Source organism: Pseudomonas cichorii (assembly GCF_015471405.1).
Lineage (GTDB): Bacteria > Pseudomonadota > Gammaproteobacteria > Pseudomonadales > Pseudomonadaceae > Aquipseudomonas > Aquipseudomonas serbiensis.
This window is the reverse complement of the sequence record NZ_BLVZ01000015.1, coordinates 1-18604: the sequence shown is the minus strand read 5'-3', so window position 1 is coordinate 18604 and position 18604 is coordinate 1. Positions and strand designations below refer to the sequence as shown.

Annotated in this window: 15 protein-coding genes; 9 read left to right on the top strand and 6 right to left on the bottom strand. The window is 58.2% G+C overall.

Annotated features, from left to right (window positions below; translation table 11 throughout):
• Window positions 1-98 precede the first annotated feature (98 nt).
• From JL015_RS21730 to JL015_RS21705, 6 genes are all read left to right on the top strand, one after another.
• The gene (locus JL015_RS21730) at window positions 99-2192 is read left to right on the top strand and encodes an LTA synthase family protein (RefSeq protein ID WP_201019899.1); all 2094 of its coding nucleotides are present in this window, start codon (window positions 99-101) and stop codon (window positions 2190-2192) included.
• A 140-nt stretch (window positions 2193-2332) separates the two neighbouring features.
• Window positions 2333-2569 (top strand): hypothetical protein, encoded by a 237-nt coding sequence (locus JL015_RS21725; protein WP_201006259.1) that lies wholly within the window; start codon window positions 2333-2335, stop codon window positions 2567-2569.
• A gap of 245 nt (window positions 2570-2814) precedes the next feature.
• Window positions 2815-3156: a ribonuclease E inhibitor RraB gene (locus JL015_RS21720; RefSeq protein WP_201006260.1), complete on the top strand. Its 342-nt coding sequence runs from the start codon at window positions 2815-2817 to the stop codon at window positions 3154-3156.
• Window positions 3157-3645: 489 nt separating this feature from the next.
• Window positions 3646-5055 carry a circularly permuted type 2 ATP-grasp protein gene (locus JL015_RS21715; protein WP_201006261.1) on the top strand — a complete coding sequence of 470 codons (1410 nt, stop codon included), beginning with the start codon at window positions 3646-3648 and terminating at the stop codon, window positions 5053-5055.
• Between the two features lie 12 nt (window positions 5056-5067).
• On the top strand, window positions 5068-6024 hold the full coding sequence (locus tag JL015_RS21710) for an alpha-E domain-containing protein (RefSeq protein WP_201006262.1): 957 nt from the start codon (window positions 5068-5070) through the stop codon (window positions 6022-6024).
• Window positions 6021-6818 (top strand): transglutaminase family protein, encoded by a 798-nt coding sequence (locus tag JL015_RS21705; RefSeq protein ID WP_201019898.1) that lies wholly within the window; start codon window positions 6021-6023, stop codon window positions 6816-6818. The genes JL015_RS21710 and JL015_RS21705 overlap by 4 nt, the downstream gene beginning before the upstream one ends.
• 82 nt (window positions 6819-6900) lie before the next feature.
• Here JL015_RS21705 and JL015_RS21700 read toward each other — a convergent pair whose 3' ends face one another.
• A complete protein-coding gene (locus tag JL015_RS21700; RefSeq protein WP_201006264.1) occupies window positions 6901-7272 on the bottom strand; it encodes a rhodanese-like domain-containing protein in 372 nt (123 codons plus the stop codon).
• A 614-nt stretch (window positions 7273-7886) separates the two neighbouring features.
• Between JL015_RS21700 and JL015_RS21695 the strand changes: the two genes are divergently transcribed.
• A complete protein-coding gene (locus JL015_RS21695) occupies window positions 7887-8615 on the top strand; it encodes an amidotransferase (RefSeq protein ID WP_201006266.1) in 729 nt (242 codons plus the stop codon).
• 48 nt (window positions 8616-8663) lie between these two features.
• Here the strand turns inward: JL015_RS21695 and JL015_RS21690 are convergent, their stop codons facing one another.
• From JL015_RS21690 to JL015_RS21670, 5 genes are all read right to left on the bottom strand, one after another.
• The gene (locus JL015_RS21690; RefSeq protein ID WP_201019896.1) at window positions 8664-9635 is read right to left on the bottom strand and encodes a magnesium and cobalt transport protein CorA; all 972 of its coding nucleotides are present in this window, start codon (window positions 9633-9635) and stop codon (window positions 8664-8666) included.
• A gap of 137 nt (window positions 9636-9772) precedes the next feature.
• Complete coding sequence (locus JL015_RS21685; RefSeq protein ID WP_201019895.1) at window positions 9773-10462, bottom strand: crotonase/enoyl-CoA hydratase family protein; 690 nt, start codon at window positions 10460-10462, stop codon at window positions 9773-9775.
• Between the two features lie 217 nt (window positions 10463-10679).
• Complete coding sequence (locus JL015_RS21680) at window positions 10680-11360, bottom strand: class I SAM-dependent methyltransferase (RefSeq protein ID WP_201019894.1); 681 nt, start codon at window positions 11358-11360, stop codon at window positions 10680-10682.
• Window positions 11361-11390: 30 nt separating this feature from the next.
• On the bottom strand, window positions 11391-11684 hold the full coding sequence (locus JL015_RS21675; RefSeq protein WP_201006271.1) for a DUF6388 family protein: 294 nt from the start codon (window positions 11682-11684) through the stop codon (window positions 11391-11393).
• A 139-nt stretch (window positions 11685-11823) separates the two neighbouring features.
• On the bottom strand, window positions 11824-12711 hold the full coding sequence (locus tag JL015_RS21670) for a manganese catalase family protein (RefSeq protein WP_201019893.1): 888 nt from the start codon (window positions 12709-12711) through the stop codon (window positions 11824-11826).
• Between the two features lie 382 nt (window positions 12712-13093).
• Between JL015_RS21670 and JL015_RS21665 the strand changes: the two genes are divergently transcribed.
• Together JL015_RS21665 and JL015_RS21660 are read left to right on the top strand one after the other, a co-directional pair.
• Window positions 13094-14794 (top strand): ShlB/FhaC/HecB family hemolysin secretion/activation protein, encoded by a 1701-nt coding sequence (locus JL015_RS21665; RefSeq protein WP_236250252.1) that lies wholly within the window; start codon window positions 13094-13096, stop codon window positions 14792-14794.
• A 51-nt stretch (window positions 14795-14845) separates the two neighbouring features.
• Window positions 14846-18604: two-partner secretion domain-containing protein (locus JL015_RS21660; RefSeq protein ID WP_201019891.1), on the top strand; the 3759-nt coding region annotated here is incomplete at its 3' end.

Here is an 18604-nt window from a genome sequence, read left to right as displayed (position 1 = left end):
TCACGTAATATCTGCCCCCCATGCGCTGCCTCCTCTTTCGGATCGGCAGGTATCGCATATCCGAACTCAATTCCTGAATCCACCGGATCCTGACAAAAATGGCTAACACGGACGCCCAGATTCATCGGCAAGCTTTGTCCCGCCTGCAACACCCCACTGTCAAATCACATCTGGCCTACACGCTGCTCAGCGGCCTGGCCTTGATGGTGATGTACACCCTGCTGCGTATCGGGCTGCTGGTCTACAACCGTGAAATGATTGGTGATACGCCGGCATCGACCTTTATCGAAGCACTGTTCAACGGCATGCGCTTCGACCTGCGTCTGACGGTCTATCTGCTCATTCCTCTGATGCTGTCGCTGTTCAGTGTCAGGGCCATGTCTGCGCGGGGCTTCTTCCGGTTCTGGCTGACACTGGTCGGCAGCATCACCCTGTTCTTCGGCCTGATGGAGATGGACTTCTACCGTGAATTCCACCAGCGTCTGAACGGTCTGGTGTTCCAGTACGTCAAGGAAGACCCCAAGACTGTGCTGAGCATGCTCTGGTACGGTTTCCCGGTGGTGCGTTATCTGCTGGCGTGGGCGCTGGTCACCTGGTTGTTGAGCCTGGTGTTCAAGGGGATTGACCGCGTGACGCGCCCTCGTCGCGAATTCAGTGTCAGCAGTGGCAGCAATCGCTCGATTGCTCCCTGGTACCTGCGCATCGTTGTCTTCTTCATCGTGCTGGTCATCGCAGTCATTTCTGCTCGTGGCACCTTGCGTCAAGGCCCGCCGCTGCGTTGGGGCGATGCTTATACAACGGAGTCGAACTTCGCCAACCAGTTGGGCTTGAACGGTACGCTGACTCTGATTACCGCCGCGAAAAGCCGCATGTCCGAAGACCGCGACAATATCTGGAAAGCCACTTTGCCTCAGCCTGAGGCGCAGCAGGTCGTGCGCAACATGCTGTTGACCCCTCATGACCGGCTTATTGATCCGAATACTGCTGCCGTACGCCGAGACTTCACTCCGCCAGCGGAAAACACGTTGCCGATCCGCAACGTGGTGGTGATCCTGATGGAAAGCTTCGCTGGCCACTCGGTCGGTGCTCTGGGCGACAAGGCCAACATCACGCCTTACTTCGACAAACTGTCCAAGGAAGGTCTGCTGTTCGACCACTTCTTCTCCAACGGTACCCATACCCACCAGGGCATGTTTGCCACCATGGCGTGCTTCCCGAACCTGCCGGGCTTCGAGTACCTGATGCAGACTCCCGAAGGCAGCCACAAGCTGTCGGGCCTGCCGCAGTTGCTCAGCACAGGACGCAACTACGATGACGTCTATGTCTATAACGGCAACTTTGCCTGGGACAACCAGTCGGGCTTCTTCAGCAACCAGGGCATGACCAACTTTGTCGGCCGTGAAGACTTCGTCAACCCGGTGTTCTCCGACCCGACCTGGGGTGTGTCCGACCAGGACATGTTCGACCGTGGTGCCGAGGAGCTGAAAGCCCGCCAGAATGGCAAGCCGTTCTATGCCTTGCTGCAAACCCTGTCCAACCACACGCCTTATGCCTTGCCGGAAAACCTGCCGGTGGAGCGTGTCACCGGGCATGGCACGCTGGATGAGCATTTGACCGCCATGCGCTATTCCGACTGGGCGCTGGGACAATTCTTCGAGAAGGCCAAGAAAGAGCCTTACTTCAAGAACACCCTGTTCGTGGTACTGGGCGACCATGGTTTTGGCAACAAGATGCAACTGACCGAAATGGACCTTGGCCGTTTCAACGTGCCATTGCTGCTGATCGGGCCGGGCGTGCAGGAGAAGTTCGGCCAGCGCAGCAGTATCGTGGGCACTCAGGTCGATGTGGTTCCGACCATCATGGGGCGCCTGGGCGGTCAGACCCGCAACCAGTGCTGGGGACGCGACCTGCTTAACCTGCCTGAAGGCGACAAGGGTTTTGGTGTGATCAAACCGTCGGGCAGCGAGCAGGTGGTGGCTATCATCCATGGCAACCGTATCCTGATCGAACCAACGGAAATGCCTGCCAAGGTCATGACCTACACACTGGGCGCCAACCCGCATGCCGAAGTGGTTCCCGATGCTCCGGACACGGCCGAGCTCAAGCAGAAGCTGGAAAGCTTCCTGCAGACAGCCACCAAGAGCCTTCTGGATAACACTGCCGGGGTAGAGGCCAGCAAGAACCCTAACTGATCTTTTGCTGCCATGAACGAAGGCCCTCTGCACTGGTTGCGAGGGCCTTTCTTTTTACCTGCATTTTTCTTGAACGAATGCCGTTGGCAAAAGGTCCAGATCATGTAGGCCAGCGTTCTGGCTTTGTTCTGGAGACATCGATGAGACAGTGGGCCATTTCATATATCGATAAAGATGGTGTACAGCAACGTCATGATATTGATTCACTGGAGCGCCCGAGCGAGGAGGCTGCGGCACGTCTTCTGCGTCCCATTCTGTTTCCGGTCACCGATGAACTGAACCTCAATGATCTGGAGGGGAGAACCGAGGAGCCCACAGTGAAAACCCTCAAGGATCACAACAGTGTCCAGATCATTTCCATTACAGAAGTAATCTGATTCATTTACACACGCAAAGACTTGTTGTGTCAGGCACTTGGCAGCCGACCCGAGATGGGTCTACTCTGCAAACGAGGCCGATACGTCGGCCTCTCCATGTCGAAACCCGAGCTGTCACAGGCTCGGTTTGGTCAGCTTCATGCTTGATTCCCCACTTCGGATTAACTGTCGTGTGGCGACCCCCGCCAAGGTGGTCGTTCTGGAAGAGTTGAAACTCTATCTATCGTTGCATAGGAGGACGTTTCATGAGCACAGCCTATCAAGAGGACATCAGCAGTAACGTACTGCGCCGCATGAAAGAAGGCGGTTTTGATTTTGCACGCAGTTACCCCATCGAGTTCTATGCCGTATTCCCGGATGAGGAAAGGGCGCGGCAGGCAGCAGGACAGTTTCGTGGTGAATCCATCAATACCCAGATCAACGTGCGTGACGACGGTGCGTGGCACTTGCAATTGAGCAAGGTCATGTATGCCACGTACGACGGGATCGGAGACTTTGAGCAAGACTTCCAGAGCGTGATTTCACCGATGGACGGTGAAGTTGAAGGATGGGGGGTCACAGCGGAGATCAGAAGACTGCACGCATGAATCATCTCGATCCAGTCACGACCGGCCAATTGCGGAGCACTCTGCAATTGGCCGGTCTTGTTTTTGGGTGCTGGTGGCAGGAGCGAATTCATTCGCGAAAGCCCACTGAAGTAAATTCGATGATCAAAAAAAAGCCACTCAATGGAGTGGCTTGAAGGGAAGTCCGGTTATAAAGGCGCGAGGGCGCAGGTGCTGACATATTTCCAGAAAAAAACGTGAAACAGGCATTCGGGCCTTTGTTTGCTCGGTGATGGTGATTGTGGCGAACTAATATCTCACCATCAAATCAACACTGACTATGCTGGTGATAGATTTCGCGAGTGACTGACGCTTCCGAATGAAGCGTAGGAGAATTGACTGGGGCGTTTATTGCACAGGAATGGTGCGTTGGATGTTCTTGTTTTAAATAAGTTGTTGATATTAAAGCGTTTATGCCGATGGCACGGGCCTTGCGAAGGTCCTGATGTCCATGGTGACAAGGAGTACGGCATGATCCGCACCTTTTATGACGAGATGTACGACGCTGGCGGTCAGGTCCGCCCGCATTATCGGGAATTTGCCCGCTGGTTGGGGGATACGCCTCCTGAGCTTCTGGCTCAACGCCGGCGTGAAGCCGATCTATTGTTTCATCGCGCCGGGATCACGTTCACGCTCTATGGTGACGAGCAGGGGACCGAAAGGTTGATCCCCTTCGATACGATCCCGCGCAGCATTCCTGCCAGTGAATGGCGGGTTGTGGAGCGCGGCTGCATTCAGCGCGTCAAGGCGTTGAACATGTTTCTCGCCGACCTGTATCACGATCAACGGATCATCAAGGCGGGCATCATTCCTGCCGAGCAGGTCCTGGCCAACGAGCAATACCAGTTGGCAATGCAAGGCTTGAATCTGCATCGTGATCTGTACTCGCACATCTCCGGGGTCGACCTGGTGCGTGATGGCGATGGCACTTATTACGTGCTTGAAGACAACCTGCGCACCCCGAGCGGCGTGAGCTACATGCTCGAAGATCGCAAGATGATGATGCGCCTGTTCCCGGAGCTGTTCGCCGCGCAACGCATTGCACCGATCGATCACTACCCGAACCTGTTGCTCGACACGCTCAAGAGTTCGAGCCATCTGGACAACCCAAGCGTTGTGGTCCTGACGCCTGGTCGTTTCAACAGCGCATTTTTCGAGCACGCCTTTCTGGCGCGGGAGATGGGCGTTGAACTGGTGGAAGGGGCTGACCTTTTCGTCCGTGATGATCGTGTCTTCATGCGCACCACCGACGGCCCGAAAGCCGTTGATGTGATCTACCGCCGTCTGGACGATGCCTTCCTCGATCCGCTGGCCTTCAACCCCGATTCGATGCTGGGTGTTCCGGGCCTGCTGTCGGCCTATCGTTCCGGCAATGTGGTCCTGGCCAATGCCATCGGCACCGGGGTGGCCGACGACAAGTCGATTTATCCATATGTCACGGACATGATCCGTTTCTATCTGGATGAAGAGCCGATCCTCAAGAACGTGCCGACCTGGCAGTGCCGCAAGCCTGAAGAGCTGTCCCATGTGCTGGCCAATCTGGGTGATCTGGTGGTCAAGGAAACCCAGGGCTCCGGTGGTTACGGAATGCTGGTCGGTCCTGCGGCAAGTGCTGCTGAAATCGAATCGTTCCGTGCCCGTCTCAAAGCCAAGCCACACGCTTATATCGCCCAACCGACCTTGTCCCTGTCGACCTGCCCGACCTTCGTCGAGAACGGCATCGCCCCGCGACATATCGACTTGCGCCCATTTGTCCTCTCCGGCCGCGAAACCCGCGTCGTGCCTGGCGGGCTTACCCGAGTAGCGCTGCGTGAAGGCTCGCTGGTGGTGAACTCGTCGCAAGGTGGTGGAACCAAGGACACCTGGGTGGTCGAGGATTAAGGATGCCTGCCAATGCTAAGTAGAACTGCCTCGGATCTTTTCTGGATGTCGCGTTACCTGGAGCGAGCGGAGAACCTCGCCCGAATGATGGACGTGAGTTATTCGCTGTCATTGATGCCCCAGGACGGGCGCGGCGGGCTGGATGAAATTGCCATGCCGCTGCTGATCACCGGAACCCTGGATGCTTATGTGGAGCGTCATGGCGCCTTGCATGCCGAGCGCATGCTGCACTTCTTTGCCCTTGATGCAACCAACCCGGCCAGCATCTACAGCTGTCTTGGCGCAGCACGGGCCAGTGCCCATGCGGTGCGCGGACGAATTACCGCTGACATGTGGGAGAACATCAACTCCACCTGGCTGGAGATTCGCGGGATCGCCGAGCAAGGGCTGGCGCGCTATGGCATGAGCCATTTCTGCGAGTGGGTGAAGGAGCGTTCCCACCTGTTTCGTGGCGCGACCTACGGCACCATCATGCGTAACGATGCGTTCCGTTTCATTCGCCTGGGCACCTTCATCGAGCGTGCCGACAACACCATGCGCATGCTCGATGCCCGTTATGAAATGCTTGAGTTGCGTGGGCCGCAGGCCAACGCGGCGGCGGATAACTCGGCAGCCGGTTACTACCAGTGGAGCGCCTTGTTGCGCGCCTTGTCGTCCTTCGAGGCCTATACCGAGCTGTACCGGGACGCGCCGGGTGCGCGCCATGTTGCCGAGCTATTGCTATTGCGTGCCGACATTCCGCGTTCCTTGCGGGCCTGCCTGGAAGAGTTGGACCTGATCCTCGCCAGCCTGCCGGGCGCCAATGGCCGACCGGCACAGCGTCTGGCGGCGGAAATGGATGCACGCCTGCGCTATACCAGCATCGACGAGATCCTGGCTGAAGGCCTGCATGAGTGGTTGAACGAATTCATTCCCCTGGTGGCCCAACTGGGTGATGCCATCCACACTTCATATCTGGAGGCTGCATGAGACTCTCAATTAGCCACGAGACCACCTATCACTATGATGATCAGGTTCGGGCCAGCATCCAGTATCTGCGCCTGACTCCCCATGACAGCGAGCGTCAGCAGGTTCTGAGCTGGCAGTTGAGCCTGCCGCGTCCGGTGCGCGCGCAGATCGATCCGTTTGGCAACATCCTGCATGTGCTGAGCCTGGACGAGCCCCATGAATCGATCATCATTGGCGCCCGCGGTCAGGTTGAAATCGATGAAACCCGTGAGTCCGAATACGAAAGCCAGTCGGCGCTGCCGTTTCTGCGCTTTACCCGTCTGACCGAAGCGGACGAGGCCATGCGCGCATTTGCAGCCAAGGAGAGCAGCAAGCGTACTGATCGTACGGGGCTGATCGATCTCATGCAGGCGCTGAATCAGCACATCGTCTACACGCCCGGGGCGACGGAAGTCGATACCAGCGCGGTTCAGGCGTTTGCCGGTCGTTCAGGCGTCTGCCAGGACCATACCCATGCATTCCTGGCGTGCGCACGTAGTCTTGGCGTTCCGGCACGTTATGTCTCCGGTTATCTGTACAGCGAAGACAAGGATCACCTGTCCAGTCATGCCTGGGCCGAGGCCTGGATCGACGATGGCTGGTACAGCTTTGACGTCACCAACACTCTCGCCATTCCGGCACGCCACCTGAAACTGGCAGTCGGCCTGGATTATCTGGATGCCTGCCCGGTACGTGGCATGCGTCGTGGTGGGGGTTACGAGCAGATGCACGCCAAGGTGTCAGTCTCGACACAGGTTCAGGTGCAGCACCAGTAAGCTTCAAACCGCTGTGGGAGCGAATGAATTCGCTCCCACACGCTCGCCTGATTCATGACAGGTAAGCTGTTGGCGCAAGCAGTTATTCCGCCGGATCATCGGTAATGTCATACAGCGCATTATGCAGCTCTTCATAATTGCCGCCGTTGATGACACTGAAGTAACCCGCCTGTCTGAGTTTGTCCTGCGCCTTGCTTGCTTTTTCACTGCTGCTGCTGAAAATGACGAACACAGAGTTGCGGTCGGTGAGCACCTGTTTCAGTTGGTTGACCAAGCGTGCATCTTCGACCCGAACCGCATTGAGCACGGTGCCAGCGTCGTATTCGGTCTGGCTGCGCACATCCACTGCCAGTTTCCCTTCCTTCAAGGCGGCCACGGCGGCGGCCTGTTCTACTTCACCAGCCTGCACCGCGAAGCTGCAAGCCAGAATACCCATTGCTATCCATTGGCGCATAAGTCCATCTCCCTGCATTTAACAGGAAGATTGGCACAGATAAGGACGGTTCGGTAGCGCATCCTGAATCAGCCGAACAACCTGTTCAGATTCGGCAGGATCAAGAGAAGAGTGGTCGCGAATACAATAAGTCCCGCCTGACGTATCTTTGAATGCTTGAACATGGCTGACTGCCTTTTGTTGTTATTCCTGAGCGACAAAAGCTCACCGAATTCATCAATTACGAAATCGGGCAGCTGGCAAAGGTGGTGCTTATGAACAGGTGGTCCCGGCCACATGGCCGCTGACCTGACGCTGGATGTATTTTTATCGCGCCTTCCTGTTACAGATTTAACCTTAGAGGCCGCATTGCATATAGCTTAGAACTATTTGATATTTAAGTCTGATAATTTCTGATTAAAGGTTATTTAGGAACTGCTGATAATATGGTCAGGCCTTGGCTAGAGGCTTTGAGGGAGCGTCGTTAGCCTGCTACCGTTCGTCCGGCCAAGGTATGTCCTGCGAGCGATACCAGGTGGGGGCCGTGCAGATACTGGCTTCTTGCTTTGATCGTGCAATTCAAGGCAGGCTTTGCCAGTGCGCTATTGCCCTTTTACTGTTTCAGGTCCTTTTTTATGTCGTTACGCATCTGCATTCTGGAAACCGACATCCTGCGCCCGGAGTTGGTTGAGCAATATCAGGGTTATGGGCGGATGTTCGAGTTATTGTTTGCGCGCCAACCGTTTGCCGTACAGCTCAGTGTCTACAACGTGGTGCAGGGCATTTATCCACCCGAAGACGAGCGCTTCGATGCCTATCTGGTGACCGGCAGCAAGGCCGACTCATTTGGCAGCGACCCCTGGATTCAGACGCTCAAGGCCTATCTGCTCAAGTTGTATGAGCGGGGCGACAAGCTTTTGGGGATCTGTTTCGGGCACCAGTTGCTGGCGTTATTGCTGGGTGGCAAGACCGAGCGTGCCAGCCAGGGCTGGGGAGTGGGCATTCATCATTATCAACTGGCTTCTTCTGAGCCCTGGATGACTCCGTCGATGGACAAGCTGACGCTGCTGATCAGCCATCAGGATCAAGTCACGGCATTGCCGGAAAATGCCACGGTCATCGCTTCCAGCGATTTCTGCCAGTACGCGGCTTATCACATCAACCATCAGGTCCTGTGCTTTCAGGGGCACCCCGAGTTCATCCATGAATTTTCCCGCTCCTTGCTGGACCTTCGCCAGCAGACACTGGGCGAGCAGGTTTATCGCAAGGGCCTGGACAGCCTGGAGCATGAGCACCACGGCACAACGGTAGCCGAGTGGATTACGCGCTTTGTGGCCCACAAACCGGGCCAGAGTGTGGCTTGAAGCCTGAGTGCTCCCGGCGCGATACCAGACGCCGGGAGCACTTTGCCCTTACAGCCAGCCCGAGCGCTTGAAGCTGCTGAACAAGGCCGTGCAGCCTCCCACGATCACCCCCAATACTGCGAAGTAGCCGTAGTGCCAGGTCAACTCCGGCATATTCTCGAAGTTCATCCCGTAGATCCCCGCGACAGCGGTCGGAAACGCCAGAATGGCCGCCCAGGCCGCGAACTTGCGTTGCACGATGCTTTGCCGTGACGACTCCAGCAACAAACCGATCTCAATGGTCTGGCTGGCGATATCACGCAGATTGGCCAGGTCTTCCATTTGCCGTTTGACGTGAATCTCCACGTCACGAAAGTACGGGCGCATGTTCTTGTCGATGAAGGGAAAGCTCAGCTTTTGCAATTCCTCACCGACTTCCACCATTGGCGACACATAACGCCTCAGGCGCAGCAGGTCGCGACGCAGGCTGTGAATGCGGTGGATATAGGATTCATTCAGGATGCCGCCGAGGACGTTTTGCTCCAGTTCTTCCAGCTCGGCATGAATGGCTTCGGTGACCGGCTGATAGCTCTCGGTCACAAAGTCCAGCAGGGCATAGAGCACGAAGTCTTCGCCATGCTCCAGCAGCAATGGCCTGGCCTCACAACGCTGGCGCACGATGCCATAGGACTTGGAGTGCCCATTTCGCGAAGTGATGATGTAGCCCTTGCCGGCGAAGATATGGGTTTCGATGAATTGCAGCTTGCCGTTTTCCCGCACGGGCGCGTAGGTGACGATAAACAGCGCGTCGCCGAAGGTTTCAAGTTTCGGGCGGCTATGGACTTCCAGCGCATCTTCAATGGCCAGTTCATGCAGGTTGAATTGCTTTTTAAGACTTTCCAGCTCCTGTGGGGTGGGCTGCTCCAGCCCTATCCAGACAAAATGCTCAGGTTTGGCTGCCCAGGCCGCGCCTTCTTCAAGGGTGATATTGCTGACTTTCTTGCCTTTGCTGTAAACCGCTGCTGCAACAACTCGGCCCATATCGGTATCGCTTCTTTTTCAAGGAGTGGCAGTGATGCAAAAAGGATTGCGCCAGGGTGAGCTTAACCAAACGCTCATGAGTCCGCAGATAATAAAAAGCCCGCATTGGCGGGCTTCATATCTGTCGAACGCCATGCTTAGAGCGAATGCTGCTTATCGAGTTCTATCGCGGCATCCAATGTATCGAGCAGCGCCTTTCTGGCTTTCAGCTTGGTTTTCCTGTGGGCATTCATGTTGATCTTTTTCAACTGCACGGCAGCGGCGCGGGCGGTTGCCAGCAGCTCGTCGACGCTGACCACCTTGTCCAGAAAACCCGCGTCCAGCGCGCCTCTGGGGTCGAATATCTCGGCGTTGATTACCGAGCGATGAAAGGCGGACTTGCTCAGGCGGTCACGTGCCAGTTCGATGCCGACATGGTGCATGGTCATGCCGATCTGTACCTCATTGAGGCCGATATTGAAGGGGCCTTCGACACCGATCCGGTAATCGGCTGACAACAGCAGAAAAGCACCTTTGGCCACGGCATGACCCGGGCACGCAACAATGATGGGGAAGGGGTGAGCCAGCATGCGACGCGCCAGAGTCGAACCCTGGGCTACCAGGCCGATAGCCGCCTCGGCACTGGAAGTCATGACCTTGAGGTCATAGCCGCCCGATAGGATGCCCGGTTGCCCGGTGACGATCACCACGGCACGATCTGTCTCGGCCTGATCCAGCGCGGCATTGAATGCGGCAATCACATCCGGCGAAATGGCGTTGACCTTGCCGTTGTTGAGAGTCAGCGTGGCAATACCATCGTCCAGTTGGTACGAGATCAGATCACTCATGGCGCTATTCCTTCTTGTTGAGATGCGCAGACGTTACTCAGCTGCAACCATCAGGTAAAGCGCTGACTGATCGGTCATGAACGGATTGTGAGGTCATCCACGAAGCAAGCCGGTAGGAGTGAATTCATTCGCGAGGCGTCATTCTAGGCGATAGATTCTCTTCGGATGTACGGGCACCTTCACGAATGAATTCGCTCCCACGGAAACACGATTTAATTCATGATGTTACGTCTTGTTGGATAAGAGGCGATCTTGCCGTAAACAATGCCACTTTCCCCGTGACCTCCACCGTCACGTCCTTGAAATGCAAGGCCAGGGCATTGCGCAGGCTGGCAACGCTGTCACTGCGATTACCGAAGATGCCTTTCTTGTTATAGACGTCCATCAGCTTGCGACCAAACCCGTTGTGCCCGGCTTCGTCGCCCAGAATGGTTGCGCCGAACAGCACACCGTCATCTTTCAGGCGGGTCTTGAGGTTGGCGAAGACCTGCGCCTTGTCGCTCATGGTTCCGGGCAGGCAGTGCAGCAGATAGAACAGAGAGATCGAGTCAAACCCTGTCTCATGTTCGGGTTCGAACGGCTTGAACACATCGTGGCGGATTACCCGGATGCCCGGCCGCCCGAAGCGCTGGCGTGCGGCTTCCAGGCTGCTGCTGTTGAGGTCCAGCAAGGTGACTTCGGTACTGATGGGCAGATTGGCATTGGCCAGGTAATAGCCGGTGCCGACGCCTACATCCAGATGGCGTGCGCCGACATGGCGATTGAAGAACGGCTGCAATACCTGCGTCGTCGAGCACTGCCAGGCAAAACGATTGGAAACCCCCAGGACCCACCAGTCATAGAGTTTCAGGGTCAGGGGAGAGTAAACGGCTGCGCCCGCTTCGGAAGAATGGTTCATGGCACTTCTATTCCTTGTACAGGCCCGGGATTACTGTTCGATTTCGTTCAGTTCGCAATACTCGTCCCAGTCCATGCCCAGGGCTTCGGCCACCTGTGCGTGGGCTTCAAGGCGCATGCTCTTGAGTTGTTCCGGGGTTTCGGCAATCAATTGCAAAGCCAGTTCCCAAGGCTCTATGCCCTGATCCTCGGCTTCATCCTCGAACGCCCACTGCGCTTGCTGCTTTTGCTCTTCGGGGCTGAGGTTCTTGATTTCATCCTGCAAGGTCGGATGGGTAGAGAGGTATTTCGCCAGGGCGGCTTCGTTCCACTCAAGTGCATTCATGCCGGGTTTCCTCAAACTCAATGGGGTGGCCAGGCTTGCGGGGAGCAGGCCTGGCGAGACGGCGAGATTGTGAGGGAACATTTCAAACGCTGCCAGTGCTGGCACTGCTGAATAACGGTGTTACGCCAGCCCGCCGGATTCAAAGTGATTCTTTACCCTGCAGCAGACCTGATCCCAGCTCCGCCGCAGTAAGCGGGTCGGCGTCAGGATCGGACTTGGTGCGTTCTTTCATCATGGTCAGGGTCAATGCATCCTCTTCATTGAGTGTCACCGATGCAGTGCCATCGCCACCGTCAACAGCGGGTTGTGGATTTTCGACATACTCGAACTCTTCATCACTGTTCCATGGCCCGCGAAGGTTCGGCTCGCCACTGGACATGTTGAAGTAGGTGCGGGTGAACTCCGGCATGCCGGGCAACTTGCCTTGCGGGAAGTTGGGCTGGATCGAGTGCAGTGCTTTTTCAAATGACTTCTGGTGAGCGATCTCGCGCGTCATCAGGAAGCCAAGTGCCTCCTTGATACCGGGATCGTCGACAACATTCAGCAGGCGCTCATACACGATCTTGGCGCGGGCTTCGGCGGCAATGTTGGAGCGGAAGTCAGCGGTGGGCTCGGTGATCGAATCGACGTAGGCGGCCGTCCATGGAACGCCCGCAGAGTTGACCAGCGGAGCACCGCCACCATAAAGCACACTGGTGATGTGCGAGTCGTTACCCGCGCCATTGATGCTGCGATACAACTCACCTTCTTCCTGCACGCCTTCGGCCATCTGTCCTTTCGCGCCCCGGTTGAGCATGACGATGATCGAACCGACGATTTCCAGGTGGCTCAGTTCTTCCGTGGCAATGTCCATCAGCAGGTCTTTACGTCCTGCATCCTCTTCGGCCAGCGCTTGCGTGAAGTAACGGGCTGCTGCCGCCAGTTCGCCTTGTGCGCCACCGAACTGCTCCAGCAGAAGATTGGCAAGGCCGGGATTGGGCTCGGCGACACGTACGGTGTACTGAAGTCTTTTGTTATGTAAAAACATCGGGTTTTCCTCAAACTCAGGTTTTTGCGCGTTTGCCACTTCGGGCAATGGCGCAGGCATAAGTTCTGAGGAGGCCTGGAGACTAAAGATTCTTTGTTTATTCGTTTACTGCGATGGGCGGAACATGATGAATAGTTCAAGGCTGCTGATGAGCTGTCGTTTCAGTAAATCGGGTTCTGTGTGGCAGCCATTTCGTCATCGCTTCTTCCTGCCGAAGCGCTTCCTTGCATGTAATGCGGGGAAGAGGGAAGGCTCTGGATAAGGGGGAAAATACGGGCGTAACAAACCCGATACGCGGTCGATACAAAAAATTGACGCCATTGTAATGTCAAACTACAATCGCGCCGAATTTGATATCAATATGATATTGCAAGGACGCACCGTGCATTCCTCCGCATCAAGGGCAGCTCTGTTTGCCCTATTCGCCGTAACTCCCTTGGTTTCCCTGGCCGCTCCCAACCCCGGTGAGCAGGACCTGATCCGCGATCGTCAGGATCGTCTACTCGAAGAGCAACGCCGTCGCCTGGAAGAACTCAAGGAATTGCCCGGTGCCCAGCCAGCCCCGCAAGCTCCCGAGGCGCCAGTCGATACGCGCTGTTTCAAGATCGACGTCATTGAACTCAAGGGCGCCGACTCGCTGTCGGGCAGTGAGCGCGATGCCTTGCTCAAACCTTTTCTGGGTGAGTGCCTGGGCGTCGCTCAACTCAACGACGTGCTCAAGGCCGTCACCGATCACTATATCGACAAGGGATGGGTTACTACCCGCGCCTATCTGCCGCAACAGGATCTTTCCAAGGGCCATCTCGAAGTGCTGGTGGTCGAGGGCAAGCTGGAGAAACTGCGTAGCGAGGAAGGCAGTGGCCTGACTCCGCGCGAGCTGGACATGACGTTTCCGGGGCGTGAAAGCGAAGTACTGAACCTGCGTGAAATCGAGCAGATGGTCGATCAGCTCAATCGTCTGCCGTCCAATCAGGCGAAGATGGAACTGACGCCGGGGCAGGCCGTGGGCGGCAGCGATGTGCTGGTGAAAAACACGCCTCAGAAACCCTGGCGCACCTCTCTGGCCCGTCATAACAACGGTCAGAAAAGCACTGGCGAACAGCAGTGGGGCGCGGGCTTTGAATGGGACAGCCCGCTGGGGCTGGCCGACCAGTTAAGCCTGCGTGGCGGGCGCGACGCTGTCACTGACCATCAACGCAGCTCCTACAGCAGCATGTTCAGTTACAACCTGCCGTGGGGCTGGTGGAATTTCAGTTACTCCTACAACGACAGTGAATACCGAACCCTTGGGCAAGGCGCCGGGATCGACTTCAAGTTCACCGGTGAAAGCCAGGCCCATCAGTTGCGCGTCGATCGCGTGATTCAGCGCGATGCCCGTGGCAAGACGTCCGTGAATGCCGGCATCAGCCACCTGCGCACTCGCAGTTTTGTGGAAGACAGCGAACTGGCGATTGGCTCTCAGCGCATTACCGAGACGCAGTTCGGCATCGCCCATGGCCGGCTGATCGGCAGCGCATTTGCCAACCTGGAACTGGGCGTCCAGCAAGGCAGTGGTGCGCTGGATGCGATGGGCGATGGCCATCCTGCAGGCAATGAACCCACGGCCCGCTACCGCAAATACACCGCAACGTTCAGCTATCAGCAGCCTTTCGAGCTGTGGGGTGAAAGCTTCAGTTTCAACAGCCTGGCCACCGGCCAGCGCAGCGAAGACCGGCTCTACAACAGCCAGCGCCTGAGTATCAGCGGGCAATCCGCAGTGCGTGGCTATAAAGAGCAGTTTCTTTCCGGCGACAGCGGCGGCTACTGGCGCAACGACCTGCGCTGGACCCGACCGGTCGGTTGGGAATGGTTGCAGCCGGTGCTCCAGCAATACGGCATGAGCGTGTCTTACGACCAGGGCGTCATCCGTCACGACGCCAATAGTGAAGGTGAAAACGGTCGGGTATCCAGCAGTGCGGTTGAGTTGTTCACCCGCGGCAAATACCTCGCCGCCAACGTGACTTTCGCCCATTCGCTGGAGCGGCCTGCCGCGCTGAGCGAGCGGGAAGCACCGATCTACTTTCGGCTTGAACTGTTTTTCTAAGCCTTTCTGACCCTTTACCAACCGTTCTGACCTCCCGCAGGAAACCTCCGCATGGACGCCAAGCATCTCGCCTTCCTGGCCCGTCAACCGTCGGCCCGTGTGCAACTGCGTGAGCGTTTCTGGGGGATGCCCAAGCGCGGTATTGCGCTGATCCTGGCCAATGCCATGTTCTGGCAGCCGCTGTGGGCGCAGGCGGACGGGATCGTGGTGAGCAGCGGCTCCACCAGCGTCGGGGCGGCGGGCAACGGGGTGCCGATCGTCAATATTGCGGCGCCCAATGCCAGTGGCCTGTCGCATAACCAGTTCCAGCAGTACAACGTCGGCAGCCAGGGGGTGATCCTCAACAACGCCACGGCGCCCACTCAGACCCAGAACACCCAGCTGGGCGGGATCATCATCTCCAACAGCAACCTGCAAGGCGCGGCGGCGACCACGATTCTCAACGAGGTGGTCAGCAACAACCGCACCGAACTCAAGGGCTACACCGAAGTGGCGGGGCAGGCGGCGCGGGTAATCGTTGCCAACCCGTACGGCATCACCTGTGATGGCTGCGGTTTTCTCAACACGCCGCAAGCGACCCTGACCACCGGCAAACCGGTGCTGGACAACAACGGCAATCTGGTGCGGTTCAACGTCCAGGGTGGCAGCGTGGCCATCGAGGGGCTGGGGCTCAATGCCGACAACCTTGACCAGTTCGACATCATCACCCGCAGCGCAAAGGTCAACGCCGAGCTGCACGCCAAGAAGCTCAACATCATTGCCGGTCGCAACGACGTTGATGCCCAGACCCTCAATGCCACGGCGCTGGCGGACGACGGCAGCACCAAACCGCAACTGGCCATCGACAGCTCGGCCTTGGGCGGCATGTACGCCGGTGCCGTGAAACTGGTGGGCACCGAAGCCGGGGTCGGGGTGAGGCTGGCGGGGAATATGGCGGCCAGTGCCGGTGATATCCAGATCGATGCCAATGGCCAGTTGAGCATGGTGCAGACGGCGGCCAGCGGGGCGGTGACGGTGAATGCCAACGCGGTCGAGGTCAACGGGCCGCTGTATGCGGGTTCGTCGCTGTCGATCACGACGCCGGGCGATCTGGCCATCCAGCAGAATATCGCCGCACGGGACAGCGTCACGCTGTCCAGCACCGGGCACCTGAGCAACAGTGCGATCATCGAGGCGGGCGTCAATGCTGATAACAGCCGCAATGCCGCCGGCGATGTGGTGCTGTCGGCAGGCAACCTGACCAACACCGGCAACATTGTCGCCAGCCGTGCCGTGCAGGCGACCGTCACCCAGACCCTCAACAACCAGGGCGGCGAAATCCTCAGCGATGCAGCCCTGACCCTCACCAGCGGTCGCCTGGACAATAGCCTCAGCGGGCGTATTGCCGGTAAAGGCGTGACCGTCACCACCGGCGCCTTCAACAACAGCCAGGACGGTCGCCTGACCAGCACCGAGGTCTTGCGCCTGACTGCCGCGCAGGTCAATAACAGCGAAGCGGGGCGTATCGCCAGCGCCATGGCCCTGACCATGGTGGTCACGGGCCTGGATCTCTCGACCGCGATCCTCAATAACAATCAAGGCGTGATACGCAGCGAGAGCACCCTGACCCTGAACGCGGGTGCGGTGTCGAATACGGCAGGCAGCCTCACCAGCGCTGGCACGTCCAGCCTTACCGTCACCGACGCCGTGGTCAACCAGGGCGGCGAAATCCTCAGCGATGCGGCCCTGACCCTCACCAGCGGCCGCCTGGACAATAGCCGCAGTGGGCGGATCGCCGGCAAAGGCGTAACCGTCACCACCGGCGCCTTCAACAACAGCCAGGACGGTCGCCTGACCAGCACCGAGGCCTTGCGCCTGACTGCTGCGCAGGTCAATAACAGCGAAGCGGGGCGTATCGCCAGCGCCATGGCCCTGACCGCGGTGGTCACGGGCCTGGATCAACACGCCGACGGGCGCCTGTACAGCAATGGCGATGTCAGCCTGGACCTGAACAACGGCCATCTGAATAACCAAGACGGTTTGATTACGGCCCCCGGCCAGTTGCTGCTGACGAATCTGGGCACAGTCAACAACCAGAGCGGCGAAATCTCCAGTGCCAAGGGCTTTACCCTGGCCGCCACGTCGCTGGACAACACCGACGGCTCGGTGCTCAGCGACGAATCCCTGATCGTGCGCATCGACCAGGTGCTGACCAACCTGCGCGGGCGGGTATCTGCTACGGGCCTTGAGCTGTCTGCTGCCACTCTGAATAACCAGCAAGGTGTCTTGCGCAGCGATAGCATCCTGACCCTGAACGCTGGCTCTGTGTCGAACTTGGCAGGCAGCCTCACCAGCACCGGCACTGCCAACCTCACCGTCACGGACGCCGTGGTCAACCAGGGCGGCGAAATCCTCAGCGATGCAGCCCTGACCCTCACCAGCGGCCGCCTGGACAACAGCCGCAGCGGGCGTATTGCCGGCAAAGGCGTGACCGTCACCACCGGCGCCTTCAACAACAGCCAGGACGGTCGCCTGACCAGCACCGAGGCCCTGCGCCTGACTGCCGCGCAGGTCAATAACAGCGAAGCAGGACGTATCGCCAGTGCCATGGCTTTGATCGCTGTGGTCACGGGCCTGGATCAACACGCCGACGGGCGCCTGTACAGCAATGGCGACGTCAGCCTGGACCTCGGCAACGGCCACCTCAATAACCAGGACGGTTTGATTACGGCCCCCGGCCAGTTGCTGCTGACCAACTTGGGTACGGTCAACAACCAGCGCGGCGAGATCTCCAGTGCCAAGGGCTTTACCCTGGCCGCCACCTCGCTGGACAACACCGATGGCACGGTGCTCAGCGACGAATCCTTGGTCGTACGCATCGACAAGGCACTGACCAACCTGCGCGGGCTGGTGTCCGGCACCGGCGTGGACCTCTCTGCCGATACCCTGACCAACGACAGCGGTGAGGTGAGCAGCGAGGCGGGCCTCACGCTGGACGTCACCGGCGAAGTCAGCAACCGCCAGGGCCTGCTGAGCAGTGCAGGGGCCATCACGTTAGAGGCCAAGAGCCTGCACAACGCCGAAGGCCAGGTCATGGCCGACGAGGTGCTGACCGTCATTCTGGCTCAAGCCCTCGACAACCAGGCTGGCACCCTGGGGGCCGGCCTGGGTCTGAACCTGCAGGCCGCGAGCCTGGATAACCGCCTGGCCGGTGCCGTGCTCACCGATGGCCAACTGGATATCACCCTGACCGGCACCCTGGATAACCGCAGCGGCGGCCAGGTGCAGGCCAAGGGCATCCTCAACCTGACCAGCCAGGTCTTGAACAATCAGGGCGGCCGGGTAGTGGGGCAGGACCTGCTGACCGTGAACAGCGACAGCGCGCTCAACCGCGGCGGGGTGATCCGCTCCGACAAGCTGATGACGCTGTTGATCGGTGACCTCGACAATAGCCAGACCGGTTTGAGCGCCGCGCAGAAGGGCGGTATCACCAGCCAGGCCGGGCTTGAATTCACCGGCACCCAACTGAATAACCAGAACGGCCTGCTCAACGCCGTGGGCGTGATGACGTTGCAGGCCGACACGGTGCTCAACGGCCAGGGCCGCATCGCCAGTCAGAACAACCTGAGCGCCACCGTCGACAGCCTGACCCAGCAAGGCGGCGAACTGGTGGCCCAGGGCACCCTGACCTTGACCGGCACGACCCTGGATAACGGGGTCGGTGGTCTGGTAGGCGCCACAAAAGCGCTGAAACTCGAGGTCGACGACATCGACAACCGGGCCGGTGAAATTTCCAGCCAGGTGGGCGTGGAACTGATCGGTGAACAACTC